Source organism: Allofournierella sp., from assembly GCF_048388525.1.
Classification (GTDB): Bacteria; Bacillota; Clostridia; order Oscillospirales; family Ruminococcaceae; genus BQOK01.
Genome location: NZ_DBGCTQ010000101.1, coordinates 31,173 through 43,642 on the forward strand (window position 1 = coordinate 31,173; position 12,470 = coordinate 43,642).

Consider the following 12,470-nt stretch of genomic DNA (forward strand, 5'->3'; position numbering starts at 1 on the left):
AGGGGCGAGTGTGCAGAGATGCCGCATGTGATGAATTTCTTTACCGACCAGGAGCGCCGCGAGCACGAGCAGGCCGCAGGAAGCCCCGCCGCGGGCCAGCCGCCCCAACCGGGAGCGGCCCGGAGAGGCGGCGGGCGGCGCGTGAAGCCCGTGGTGTGGGTGGCGGGGCTGCTGCTGGCGGGGGTCGCGCTGTTTGCTGTGCTGCTGCTGGCAAAGAGCAGAAGCAAGGGGAGCCAGGGCGTGCCGGCGGCCGGGCCGGTCTCGGTGCCTTTGAGCCAGCCGGCGGCACCGGCGGAGCCAACGCCGGAGCCGGAACCAACCCCCGGGCCCACCCCGGAGGGGCCGGCCGTGAGCGCGGACGACTGGTTTGCCATTTTGGTGGATATGGAGCACCCCCTGCCGGAGGGCTATGACCCCGAGACCGACTTGGTGGACCCGGTGGGCTACTATTTTGATTCCCGCGCCTCGGCCGAGCTGCTGGACATGCTGCAGGCCGCCAGCGACGCGGGGATGCGGCTGAAGATCGATTCCGGCTTCCGCAGCCGCGCCCGCCAGACCCAGCTGCACGAGCAGGAGGTGGCCTATTGGCGCGGCGAGGGCCTTGCGCCGGAGGAGGCTTACGCCACTGCCGTGCGCTATGAGGAGCCGGCGGGCTATTCTGAGCACAACGCGGGCCTGGCGGTGGATCTGGTGGCGATGGCGGATCAGCGGCAAGCCGCCTTTGCGGGCACGCCGGAGTACCAGTGGCTGACCGAGCACGCGGCGGAGTATGGGTTCATTCTGCGATACCCCGAGGGCAAGCAGGAGGTGACCGGCATGGAGCCGAAGCCCTGGCACTGGCGCTATGTGGGGGCCGAGCTGGCCCGCTTTTTGAACGGGCAGGGGCTCACGCTGAACGAGTATCACAGCCTGTATCTGGCCTAAGGTGAAGGCGGAAGGGGGGCGTTTTGGTATGTTGGCCGACCCGAAAACAAGCAGCAGGACGCGCAATAAAAACGCCCTGCTGCATGTGGTGAAGCTGGCCTTTGCGGGCCTTGCCACCGCGATCTTCGCGGCCACCTGGGAGGGCTTTTACGCCCAGATGATCTACAGGCCCTTTTATGGCAAGGGCAATATCGCGGTGATCGGGCTGTACTTTGCGCTGTTCATCGTTTTATGCCGGCTTTACGGGGGGTTCCAGGTGGGGCTGGCCCGCATCTCAGAGCTGGTGTATTCGCAGGGGGTGGCCCTGCTGATGACCGGCGGGCTGATCTATGTGGTGATCTGGCTGCTCACGCGGCACCTGCCGGACCCCATGCCGCTGCTGGGGTGCACGGGGCTTAATTTTATGCTGGGCATTCTGTGGAGCCGGGTGGCCAACAAGCTGAATAATCGCCTTTTCCCGCCCAAGCGCACCCTGATCGTGTACGAAGGGGAGGAGGCGCTCGCGCCGCTGGAGGGCATTGCCAGCATGCCGTGGAAATTTTATGTGGTGGATACAGTGCCCATTGGCCGGGGCGTGGAGGCGGTGCTGCAGACCATCCGGGCAACGGCCGCCGAAGCGGTGTTCGTGTGCGGGGTGGCAAGTTCGACCCGAAATGTTATTTTGAAAGATTGTTTGAGCCAGGGGGTGCAGGTGTATCTGCGCCCCAAGCTGGGGGATCTGCTGGTGAGCAGCGCAAAGCGGGTGCAGATGTTCAATGTGCCGGTCCTTTACTGCGCCAGGAGCAACGCTTCGATGTGGTACCTGGCGGCAAAGCGGGCGCTGGATCTGTGCGCCGCGCTGACGACGCTGGCGGTTTTGTGGCCGCTGATGGTCTTGATGGCGATTGCCATCAAGCTGTACGACAGGGGACCGGTGTTTTATAAGCAATACCGGTTGACCAAGGACGGAAAACAATTCGAGATTTTGAAGTTCCGCAGCATGCGCCCGGACGCGGAGCGGGACGGCGTGGCGCGCCTTGCCAGCGAGAACGACGACCGCATCACCCCCATTGGAAAGGTGATACGGATGATCCGGTTCGACGAGCTGCCCCAGCTGCTGAACATTTTGAAGGGCGACATGAGCCTGGTGGGCCCCCGCCCCGAGCGCCCGGAGATCGCGGCGCAGTACGCGCAGCAGATGCCGGAATTCGACCTGCGGCTGCAGGTGAAGGCGGGCCTGACCGGCTACGCGCAGGTGCACGGCCGCTACAACAGCACCCCGTATGACAAGCTGCAGATGGATTTGATGTATATTGCCGACCAGTCGATGGCGAACGATCTGAAGATCATGATGATGACGGTGAAGATCCTTTTCTTACCGGAGAGTACGGCGGGGGTAAGCGAAGAGCATTTGACAGCGGGGAGTGAGTGGGAAAAGCATGGAGAGAAAGAGAAGGTCAATGAAGCGAAAAGTCATGCTTTTAGCCAATGACAGCACCTATGTATACAATTTGCGGCGTGAGCTGCTGCAGGCGCTGATCGAAGAGGGCAATACGGTCGTGGTGGTATGCGAAGAAAAGCAGCACGCCCAGCAACTGCGCGAAATGGGCTGCAAACTGCTGGCAATCAGGGTGGAGCGCCACGGTAAAAACCCAATGAAAGATTTGAATATACTTTTTACATACCTGGCTTTTTTGAACAAAGAAAAACCCGACGTGGTACTTACCTACAACATCAAACCGAATATTTACGGAGGGCTTGCCTGCGCACACAAAAAAATCCCGTATCTGGTAAATGTATGCGGTTTGGGAACCCCTTTGGAGGTTCCCGGCCTGCTGCAACACCTGACCGTAAGGATGTACCGCGCAGGGGTCAAAAAAGCGCGGTGCGTATTCTTTCAAAATACCGAAAATGAGGCGTTTTTCAACGAGCGCCATATGGCCCCTGGGCATCACCGCTTGATCCCGGGGTCAGGGGTGAGCCTGAAACAGTTTAAGCTTTTACCTTATCCGCAAGGGGACACAACAGAATTCCTTTTCATCTCGCGAATAATGAAAGAAAAAGGGATCGATCAATATCTGGAAGCAGCGGCGTGTATCCATAACGACTACCCCAATACGGTGTTCCATGTGATCGGCGGATGCGACGACCCGGCCTATCTGGAACGGCTAAAGGATATGGAAGAACGGGGAATTATTGTATATCATGGCCAGCAGCCGGACGTTCGGCCATTCCAGGCAATGAGCAGCTGCACGATCCACCCCACTTATTACCCGGAAGGGCTGAGCAATGTGCTGCTGGAAAGCGCCGCCAGCGGCAGGCCGATCATAACGACCGACCGCAGCGGCTGCCGGGAAGTGGTGGAAGACGGTGTGAATGGATTTGTGTGCCGCCAGCAGGACACAGGGGATTTGATACGGCAAATTGAAAAGTTCCTTGTTTTAAGCGGGGAGCAGCGCAGGGATATGGGGCTGGCGGGGCGCAGAAAAGTGGAGAAAGAATTTGACCGGCAGATCGTGGTGAATGCCTACTTAGATGAAATAGGCAAGGCAGTAGGGGCAGTAAAAAGTGGACTATAAAAAAATTGTTAAAAGCCGGCAGGCCCGGGTGAAAATTATGCGGGCGCTTAGTTTTATTCCGGATAAAACGATGCTCAAGCTACAGTATCGAATTAAGATGGGACGCAAACTGAATTTGGATAACCCCCAGCGTTACACCGAAAAGCTGCAATGGTACAAACTAAATTACCGTGATCCGCTAATGGCGCAATGTGTGGATAAATATGAAGTGCGTAAATATGTGACTGAAAAGGGATATGCCAGCATTTTGAACGAATTATATGGAGTATACGATGATCCCAAAGAGATCGATTTTGACGAGCTGCCGAACCAGTTCGTTTTAAAAGATACCCTTGGCGGCGGCGGTAACAGCGTTATCATCTGTAGGGATAAAAGCAGTTTGAATATCCTTGAAACTGTTGAAAAAATGGCTCAATGGATCAAGTCAACTGCTGGGAAACATCCGGGCCGCGAATGGGTCTACGATCAGGGGAAAAACAGGATCATTGTGGAAAAATATATCCCCTCTGACCCTGCGACAGGCGGTCTGATCGACTACAAGTTCTTCTGCTTTAACGGAAAAGCCGCCTATGTTTATGGCATAGCGGATCGTAAGATGGGACAAAAGGCAGGATTTGGGATCTATACCCCGGAGTTTGAACTGTTACCCTACACCCGCTTGGACGAGAAACCGTTGGAACGCACCATTGAAAAGCCTGCAAACTACGCTAAGCTGCTGACCTGTGCGGAAACACTGGCCGCACCGTTCCCCCACGCGAGAATCGACCTGTATGATCAAGATGGGCAAATTCTGTTTGGGGAAATAACCTTTTTTGATGGCAGCGGCTATATGAAATTTGGCCCGGACGAGTTTGATTTTTTGATGGGGAAAGCGTTCAAACTGCCGAAAGCGAGGAAGCAATGACACCGCTTATTGCAATTGAGCATAAAAATAACGCAACATATCCTATTGGGGATTTTAATCCAGGGGAAAATTATCCTGAGTATCAGTTTGGCGAAATGGAAGTCAATCCAAGCGGAAATGATGCCTACGAACTAATAAGGAATTGCCTTTTCCATATGGGGCTGGATACAGAGCACTTTGATAGTTCGGCCTGGAATCCGTTGGGTATATATATTAAACCAGGGGATTTTGTCGTTATCAAGCCCAATCTGGTTATGCACGTAAATGAAAACCGGCAGGTCAAAGAAAATGGTTTTGAATGCCTAATTACCCACCCATCCTGTATACGAGCGATTTGCGATTACTGCCTGATTGCGCTGAAGGGGGAGGGGCGCTTGCTGGTTGGAGATGCCCCCATGCAGGGATGCAACTTTGATGCATTACTTGAAAAGAGCGGTCTGCCAAAGATAATGGCATTTTACCGCCAGCACGGTATTGAAGTGGAATTAAAGGATTTCCGACAGTATGAGTCAAAGTTCAACGGCAACAAGGTTATTGTTGGCAAGAGACTGAATGCCACTAAAGGTGTCATAGTGCACATGGGGGAGAAATCCCAACACTTTGGTTCCGGCTCAAATCAAATCTATCAAGTCAGTGATTATGATAAGGCGGATACTGCGGCGTTTCACCATAACACTGTGCATAATTATGAAATCATTCAGGAAATTTTGGAAGCGGATGTTGTTGTCAATTTCTGCAAACCAAAGACGCATCGGCTAGCTGGGTTGACGGCTTCCATGAAAAACATGGTGGGGATTACCTATAACAAAGTGTGCCTGCCGCATCGTTCCGCCGGATCTGTAGAAGAACATGGGGATGCTTATCAAAATAAAAGTTTCTTGAAACGTGTGGCAGATGATGCCTTGACAAGAAAGATTCGTGCCGAGAATGCAGGCAATTTCTTTTATGCAACACTGTTGCGATATGTCTACGGTGTTGCGCTGGTGACAGCGTGTAAGATTGGGAAAGATCCATATTACATTGGCAGTTGGTATGGTAACGATACGATTTGGCGCACTATTTGTGATTTGAATTACATCGTTTGTTATGCAGATAAAACCGGGTCGCTGCAAGAAAAGCCGCAGCGTGTGACGCTCAATTTCGGAGATATGATTATTGCCGGCCAGCGTAATGGACCGGTAAGCCCATTTCCCAAAGAGTCAGGTATAGTAATTGCCGGGGAGGATCCCGCCGCCTTTGATGCGACACTTTGTAAACTTATGGGATTTAACTTTGCATGGATTCCGCTGATAAAGAACCTAACTGGCGGTAAAGCCATTGTTCCCTATACATCACCAAAGGTAACCATAAACGGCGAAAATTCAACTGCGCTGGAGAATACTTTCTTTCCAGAGGAATGGAAATTTGAACCACACGATGCGTGGAAAGAAGTGCTGGAATAACAACTAGTTTCCAATATGGTTTGCATTTCATGAGAAGGAGGTAAAATTAAAAAATGGATATTTCAGGCAAAAAAATATTAATGGTGGTGAATTATGAAAAAAACGACAGAAGCGTTGGAATAACAAAAAAAATAGAAGGCGAAATTCAAACATTACGTGCTATGGGAGCACGGGTAGTTTATAGTGCATACGAATCAAATGGAGTTTGTATTTGGAATGAGTATGACGAATTACTATGGCATAGACCATGGAGTATTAAAAATTCATATTACATAAAAAAGTTCCGACGATTTGAGTTAATAAAAACTATTAATGATTTTTTAAAATTAAAAAAAGAAACCTTTGATATAGGATATTTAAGATATCTTGGGTTTGATGGTAGCTTTATTAAAATTTTAAAAAAAATGAAACAACAAAAAATGGTGATTCTTTTAGAATCGCTAAGTTGGGTTCCGGGGACAAAAATTTGGGGAAGAAGTTTAGGCTGGGCATATATCGGAATTTTTACCATTTTAAATGGAAAAAAGGCGGGGAAATATTTAGATCTTGTGTTAGAAGAAGGATCTTATGAAACGATGTTTGGCTGTAAAGCAATTCCGTTTGGAAATGGAGTTGTTGTTGATAACTATGAAAAGCATAGATACCTAGGGCAATCAAATGCGTTGAATTTGATTTCTGTAGCAAACGAAACCGTTTACCATGGATATGATCGATTAATTTACAGTATTTATTGTTACTACAAGAACCCAAGAGATTACAGCGTAAAGTTATATTTAGTTGGAGAAATAAGCGATAAAACAAAAGATTTAGTAAAAAAATTGAAGCTTGAAAACCAAGTTGTTTTGTGTGGAAAAAACCATGGAGAAGAATTGGATAATATCTATAAAAAATGCAACATGGCGGTGGGTCCATTGGGCCAACACCGAGTTGGCGGAAAAAAGGATACAGGGCTAAAAACAAAAGAATATTTTGCAAGAGGAATTCCGTATTTTTATGCTGGAGAGGAACGGTTGATCCCCCCTAATTATCCATTTGTTATGGAAGTTCCTTCAGATGAAAGCAGTATAGATTTTGAACAAGTATTTTGCTTTTGGAAGCAGGTGGAAAAAATTCAAAATCACGCCGAACAAATGCGAAAATTTGCAAAAGAAAATTATTCGTGGAAAAAAATTATGAAAGATGTTTTTGAAGAAGTGAGTTGAAACAAAATGAGAAAAATTACTGATTTTTTATTCAAGCGAAATGTACGGGTGATACGCTTAATCTATTTTGTTTTAAACCACCCACAGCACTGGATGAAATTAATTAGAAAAATGGTTAATCAACATTTGTTTTCAGCGTATAAAATTTCACTGGGCGGTGGAGATACTGCTTTAAAAATTGGTTGCAATTTAAGGATTCCTCATCCACAAAATATTGTGTTAGGAAGCGGATGTACTATAGGCGATAATGTGACAATATATCATGATGTTACATTGGGACAAAATCGAGGAAAATATCCAACCATTGGAAACAACGTTATCATATATGCCGGAGCCAAAGTCATTGGAGATGTTACTGTGGGGGGGGCATTATTGGATGCAATGCAGTGGTAACTAAAAATGTTCCTGCCAACGCGATTGTGGGAGGTGTGCCTGCTAAAGTTCTTAAATGGCGTCAACAGGCTGACAAAGAAGAGTTTGAATAAGAAAGGTTATATTTTCAAGTGCGAGATGATAAAGGTACGTTGAATTTTACCTTCTTAAAACATGAGAACTTTATATTTCTAATGAAGATTGTGCAACGGTGGCGCATGAAATGAGAGAGCTTGCACGCAAAACATTTTCTTGGGATATCATTATGGAAAAGGCGATGCAGTTGTAAGTTAAAAAATTTTTTGGATGGAAACAAGGTCAGTACAGGTGTTATGGAGGATAGGATAAATTGAAAATCCTAATTGGGGTTGCAACTTACTATCCATGTGTGGACGGTGTGCAAAATGTGACACAGTATCAAGCCGAAGGGCTTGTAAAGCTAGGACATGAGGTCACCATAATAACAAGCTATTATATTGGGAAAAGTACTTTAGCAAAAAAAGAAATCCACAATGGAGTTACTATTCTACGCATTGATGCAAACAAAGAGTGGATGATTAATTTTGGAGATAAACGAGGATATCAATCATTATTAAAAAAATATACATCTAAAATAGATGTGCTTATCAATGTTTGCCCTACGAGCTGGAATGGAGCTTGGACGCTTCCGATTGTACAGCAATTGCCTTGCGCCAAAATGATGATGGTTCATGGGATTCATGATTTTCGGTGGAGGAATTTTCATGATAAAAGTCTATACGGAATTGCACGTAAAATTTGGGGAGATATTCGGTGGCCGTTTTTCTTTGCCTGCAATTGGGAAAACATTAAGCAGTATGATGCTGTAGCACACTTGCATGAAGAGGATTTTGCAGCGCAATATTTCAAAAAGCATGGGGTGGAGAAAGAAGAAATTCTTTATAACGCCGTGGACGATGCTTTTTTTGAAAAAGAGAATCAGAAGCAAAACCAAATTATCAATGTGGGGACATATGCAAGAGGAAAAAATCAAATCGCCTGTTTAACTGCTTTTTATCAAGCCGACTTGCCCGAGTGGAAGCTAATTCTTATTGGATCATCAAAAAGTAAATATTATGAAAAAGTGGTGCGACAACAACAAGCGTTGGAAAAGAAATATGGACATCGGGAAGTTGATATTTTGGTGGGGGTATCCAGAGAAGAAACAATTAACTTAGTGCGAAAATCTAAAATCTATCTTCTTACGAGCATTAGCGAAATATTCCCAGTCAGCTTAGTCGAAGGTATGGCGGCAGGCTGCGCATGGATTTCTAGCGATGTGGGAATTGTTCGTTATCTCCCCGGAGGTCAAGTTTGTGATGGCCCATTGAAAATGGCAAAGGCGTTAGAAGAGTTGGCCAAAGGAGAAGCTTGGGAATGGAAGGGCCAGCAAGGAAAAAAATTTGCAGAAGAAAACTGTGGAAAAGAGACTCAAGTAAAGCGTTTGGAAGAGATTTTGCAGCAAGCGATACAGCAGCATGCAGAGGAAACGCTTAGGCAATCAAACTTAGGGGGAAAATAAAATGGTTGTTAAAGAGACGCTAAAAACGTTGCGGTATGCGATGCGGGATCACTTGATCAATCGCCCCAACCGGGCGAGATTGAAGAACCACAGCTTTACAATTATAGCGAGCGACTGTGTTGGCGGGATGATCTATCATGATTTAAAAGAATGTTTTAATAGCCCAACAATCAATATGTTCTTTTCTGCAACGGATTATTTAAAATTTATTTCGGCCCCCCAAGCGTATTTGGATTTACTAATGCAGGAAGTGAAGGATGAAATTCATTTTTATAAAATGGCAAAAATTGGGAACGGGGGGGGGAGCTCGTACTTCATTTAGTCCACTATCAAACGGTGGAAGAAGCACAGGAAAAATGGAATGCCAGAAAAAAGCGAATCGATTGGAATAATGTATTCTATATTTTTAACGATAGAAATGGTTGTACACAAAAAGATTTAGAGGAATTTGATGCATTGCCGTATCCCCACAAAATTGTTTTTACCCATATTCCGCATCCTGAAATCAAATGCGCTGTTGTGGTTCCAAACTGTGAATGTAAACCTTGCGTGCCTATTATGACTGCCTACAAAAAAGGTTCACTGGTTCGGCGGGAGTATGACTGCTTTGATTATGTGGGGTGGATAAATCGGAATAGTTAAGCAAATAAGGAAGATAGTAAATGATTTTATATTTATGTAATGGTTCGGGCGACATGATACACTGCAAGCACATTGAAAAAGAGGCGATCATTGATACGAAATGGAAGCATAAAGATAGGGCGAGACGAAAGCTTGAACAAAAATTGTTTTTGTGTGGAGAGAAATTTTCAAGATTTGCATTAGGTGCATGGTCAAAAAGTGTTCAGCAATATGATGTGATTATTATAGAAGCATTAATTGCAAATATTCCTTTAATTCAGTATGTAAAAAAGCATGCGTGCAGTGGAACGCGGATCATTCTATGGCATTGGAATAAAATTTTCAAAAACTCAATTTTGCCTGAAGATCCAATTTGTTCAGGATGTGAATTGTGGAGCTTTGACCCGGATGATTGCAAACAATATGGAATGAAATTTAATACACAATATTTTGATAGTGCGTGGGTAACTTATCGCCCGGCTCCTTTAAAACGGGATGTCTGGTTTATAGGTGGGGATAAAAATCGTGCGACTTATTTACAGGAGCTAGCAAGAACGTTTGCAAAGCTAGGCTTAAAAAGTGAAATACATATTGTTGCGGATAAAACGAGTGATTTTCGCAATGGTGTTATTTATAAAAAGAACCTTTGTTACAAACAGGCGCTTTATGAGCTTCAATGCAGCAAAGCGGCATTAGATATTTCGAGAAATGGCCAAACTGGTTTGACGCTACGACCAATGGAAGCCATGTTCTTGGAGAAAAAATTAATTACGAATAATCAAAAAATTATGGAGTGCCCTTTTTACAGTCCCAAAAATGTGTTTGTTATTGGTGTAGATGAATGGAAAATGCTACCGAAACTTTTGGAAGAACCCTTTGACCGTTCCATTAGAGCAGAACTAGATTACTATGAAGTTGCAAATTGGATAAACCGCTTTGGAGAAGACAATGTTTGATCTGATAAAGCAGATTTTTAGAAATTTAAAATTTGAGTATTGGCGCTCATCTTCTGAAAAATATGTAACTTATTTACGGAAAAAGGGCGTAAGAATAGGAGAAAACGTTACTTTTCATGATCCCAGAGACACGGTTATTGACATAACGCAGCCGACACTTATTGAAATTGGAAATAATGTTGAAATCACAAAAGGTGTCGTTGTCTTATGCCATGATTTAGCGTGGGCGGTGCAAAAACAGCTAAATGGAGACGTGCTGGGCTGTAACAGGGCCGTACATATTGGAAACAATGTGTTTGTGGGAATCAATGCAATCATTTTAGAAGGGGTCGAAATAGGAGACAATATAGTAATAGGAAGCGGCTCGGTAGTTACAAAAGACTTGGACTCCGACGCAGTGTATGCGGGAGTTCCTGCAAAAAAAATTTGTTCTTTACAAGAATTCTTTTTGAAAAGAAAAAAATTGCAGGTTGATGAGGCAAAGGAATTGTTGCAAAGCTATCAAATAAGATATGGAACAAATCCCCCGAAAGATTTGTTTCGGGACTTTTTCTTTTTGTTTGAAGAGCGCTCAACTGAAATAAAGTTAATAGATAGTTATGATAAAATTTTATCTTTGGGCGGAAATAGAGAGGTAAGCCTGCATAAGTTTCACGCATCCCAACCGATTTTTAATGGATATCATGAATTCTTAAAACAATGTGGGCTGAATAATGACAAAGAATAGAAACATAGCTAAAAGCGAGGAATAGAAATGATAGAGCCGCTCTATTGGGGGACTTTGGCGTTTTCTGGGATATGCGCTTTTTCCAGAAAAATTCAAAAAGATAAAATTGCGAATCAAATTGCTGTAATTATAACAGTGCTTTGTATTGTGCTGATTGTTTCGGCGAATCGCCAAGGGAACGACATTATAAATTATGTGCGAAGCTATAACTCAACAAAAACATTTAATCGAGAACCCTTATACCATCTCTTAGAGGTTATGGGGAAAGCAGTGGAGCTCAATTTCTATCAGTTTCGAGCGGCTGTTTCCATTATCGGATACGTTTTAATTATATCCACCTTGAAAAAGTATACGAGAAATGTTGAGTTTGTTTTGTTTTTTTACTGCTTTCATTTGATCTTTATGGATTCAGGGCAATTAAGAAATTTTTTGGCTGTGAGTATTTGGGTTTTTTCTATTCGGTTTGTGTGTGAGTTAAAAACTTCAAAAAATTTAATATATTATTGTATATGTATTATTTTAGCGTGTGGTATTCATACAGCAAGTATTTTTTATTTTATTCTTGTTTTATTACTTATTCGGGGCAGAAAAACTTTTACGAAAGCGCTATTTGGCTTAGGTGCAGGGATGGCCCTGTTGACCTATTTGAATGGAAACCGCATTCCTTATATTTCGATAATAATTTCTTTTTTACTAGGTGAAGAGCAGCGGGCACAAAATTACTTTTCCAGTGTAACTACTCGGGGATTTTTGGGACCTGTAGGGCTTTACATTTTAGGAATCTGGGGCCTGCTATTTATAAAACGGCAAATGCATACCACAGCCTTTAATGAAGAAACAATAAAATTTGGAAATATTGTTCTAATGATAAATTGTTGCTTTGTGGTGGCGGTACCTTTGACTATGATGAATCTTACTTTTTACAGGTTACTTAGGAATTTGCTCTATTTCAATTTGGCTGTATACTCGAATGGATATTTTTGTCAGAATAAAATAAAGCAAAGATGGATGATAATGCTTTTTACGATATTTTTATGTTTAGGGTGGGCGCTTTTTGATTTTACGATATACAGTTCACCAGAATATACTATAGCTCCTGTGTTTAATGGTGAATGGTTTTGGAAATAAAGGTTATAATATGAGGAAACATGAAAGCAATAAAAAATTTTTCCTACACACTGGCAAGCAATATTATTTCAATTCTTTTATCAACGTTAATTACGT

13 protein-coding genes are annotated in these 12,470 nt (G+C 44.4%); all 13 read left to right on the forward strand.

Annotation, left to right across the window (positions count from 1 at the left end; all coding sequences use genetic code 11):
• The first annotated feature begins 18 nt into the window (after positions 1 to 18).
• Positions 19 to 924 (forward strand): M15 family metallopeptidase, encoded by a 906-nt coding sequence (locus tag ACMLHZ_RS12235; protein WP_418667972.1) that lies wholly within the window; start codon positions 19 to 21, stop codon positions 922 to 924.
• Positions 925 to 952: 28 nt separating this feature from the next.
• Positions 953 to 2,395, forward strand: a complete 1,443-nt coding sequence (locus tag ACMLHZ_RS12240; protein WP_418667973.1) for a sugar transferase — start codon at positions 953 to 955, stop codon at positions 2,393 to 2,395.
• Positions 2,364 to 3,482 (forward strand): glycosyltransferase family 4 protein, encoded by a 1,119-nt coding sequence (locus ACMLHZ_RS12245; protein ID WP_418667974.1) that lies wholly within the window; start codon positions 2,364 to 2,366, stop codon positions 3,480 to 3,482. Before ACMLHZ_RS12240 ends, ACMLHZ_RS12245 begins: the two co-directional genes overlap by 32 nt.
• Positions 3,472 to 4,386 carry an ATP-grasp fold amidoligase family protein gene (locus tag ACMLHZ_RS12250; RefSeq protein WP_418667975.1) on the forward strand — a complete coding sequence of 305 codons (915 nt, stop codon included), beginning with the start codon at positions 3,472 to 3,474 and terminating at the stop codon, positions 4,384 to 4,386. The genes ACMLHZ_RS12245 and ACMLHZ_RS12250 overlap by 11 nt, the downstream gene beginning before the upstream one ends.
• Positions 4,383 to 5,828, forward strand: a complete 1,446-nt coding sequence (locus ACMLHZ_RS12255) for a DUF362 domain-containing protein (RefSeq protein ID WP_418667976.1) — start codon at positions 4,383 to 4,385, stop codon at positions 5,826 to 5,828. Before ACMLHZ_RS12250 ends, ACMLHZ_RS12255 begins: the two co-directional genes overlap by 4 nt.
• 53 nt (positions 5,829 to 5,881) lie before the next feature.
• Positions 5,882 to 7,030 (forward strand): hypothetical protein, encoded by a 1,149-nt coding sequence (locus ACMLHZ_RS12260; protein WP_418667977.1) that lies wholly within the window; start codon positions 5,882 to 5,884, stop codon positions 7,028 to 7,030.
• A gap of 6 nt (positions 7,031 to 7,036) precedes the next feature.
• The gene (locus tag ACMLHZ_RS12265) at positions 7,037 to 7,423 is read left to right on the forward strand and encodes a serine O-acetyltransferase (RefSeq protein WP_418667978.1); all 387 of its coding nucleotides are present in this window, start codon (positions 7,037 to 7,039) and stop codon (positions 7,421 to 7,423) included.
• A 328-nt stretch (positions 7,424 to 7,751) separates the two neighbouring features.
• Positions 7,752 to 8,942, forward strand: a complete 1,191-nt coding sequence (locus tag ACMLHZ_RS12270) for a glycosyltransferase family 4 protein (protein WP_418667979.1) — start codon at positions 7,752 to 7,754, stop codon at positions 8,940 to 8,942.
• A gap of 1 nt (position 8,943) precedes the next feature.
• On the forward strand, positions 8,944 to 9,264 hold the full coding sequence (locus ACMLHZ_RS12275; RefSeq protein ID WP_418667980.1) for a DUF1919 domain-containing protein: 321 nt from the start codon (positions 8,944 to 8,946) through the stop codon (positions 9,262 to 9,264).
• A gap of 14 nt (positions 9,265 to 9,278) precedes the next feature.
• Complete coding sequence (locus ACMLHZ_RS12280; RefSeq protein ID WP_418667981.1) at positions 9,279 to 9,584, forward strand: DUF1919 domain-containing protein; 306 nt, start codon at positions 9,279 to 9,281, stop codon at positions 9,582 to 9,584.
• Positions 9,585 to 9,604: 20 nt separating this feature from the next.
• Positions 9,605 to 10,519 (forward strand): hypothetical protein, encoded by a 915-nt coding sequence (locus ACMLHZ_RS12285; protein ID WP_418667982.1) that lies wholly within the window; start codon positions 9,605 to 9,607, stop codon positions 10,517 to 10,519.
• On the forward strand, positions 10,512 to 11,246 hold the full coding sequence (locus tag ACMLHZ_RS12290; protein ID WP_418667983.1) for an acyltransferase: 735 nt from the start codon (positions 10,512 to 10,514) through the stop codon (positions 11,244 to 11,246). The genes ACMLHZ_RS12285 and ACMLHZ_RS12290 overlap by 8 nt, the downstream gene beginning before the upstream one ends.
• A 27-nt stretch (positions 11,247 to 11,273) precedes the next feature.
• Positions 11,274 to 12,374, forward strand: coding sequence for an EpsG family protein (locus ACMLHZ_RS12295; protein WP_418667984.1), 1,101 nt, complete (start codon positions 11,274 to 11,276; stop codon positions 12,372 to 12,374).
• Positions 12,375 to 12,470: the final 96 nt, after the last annotated feature.

Bases quoted from the DNA above. Each gene is read 5' to 3' on its own strand.
- ACMLHZ_RS12260 (WP_418667977.1), top strand. From the start codon at position 5,882: ATGGATATTTCAGGCAAAAAAATATTAATGGTGGTGAATTATGAAAAA.
- ACMLHZ_RS12275 (WP_418667980.1), top strand. From the start codon at position 8,944: ATGGTTGTTAAAGAGACGCTAAAAACGTTGCGGTATGCGATGCGGGAT.
- ACMLHZ_RS12255 (WP_418667976.1), top strand. From the start codon at position 4,383: ATGACACCGCTTATTGCAATTGAGCATAAAAATAACGCAACATATCCT.
- ACMLHZ_RS12290 (WP_418667983.1), top strand. From the start codon at position 10,512: ATGTTTGATCTGATAAAGCAGATTTTTAGAAATTTAAAATTTGAGTAT.
- ACMLHZ_RS12245 (WP_418667974.1), top strand. From the start codon at position 2,364: ATGAAGCGAAAAGTCATGCTTTTAGCCAATGACAGCACCTATGTATAC.
- ACMLHZ_RS12235 (WP_418667972.1), top strand. From the start codon at position 19: ATGCCGCATGTGATGAATTTCTTTACCGACCAGGAGCGCCGCGAGCAC.
- ACMLHZ_RS12295 (WP_418667984.1), top strand. From the start codon at position 11,274: ATGATAGAGCCGCTCTATTGGGGGACTTTGGCGTTTTCTGGGATATGC.
- ACMLHZ_RS12285 (WP_418667982.1), top strand. From the start codon at position 9,605: ATGATTTTATATTTATGTAATGGTTCGGGCGACATGATACACTGCAAG.
- ACMLHZ_RS12240 (WP_418667973.1), top strand. From the start codon at position 953: ATGTTGGCCGACCCGAAAACAAGCAGCAGGACGCGCAATAAAAACGCC.
- ACMLHZ_RS12265 (WP_418667978.1), top strand. From the start codon at position 7,037: ATGAGAAAAATTACTGATTTTTTATTCAAGCGAAATGTACGGGTGATA.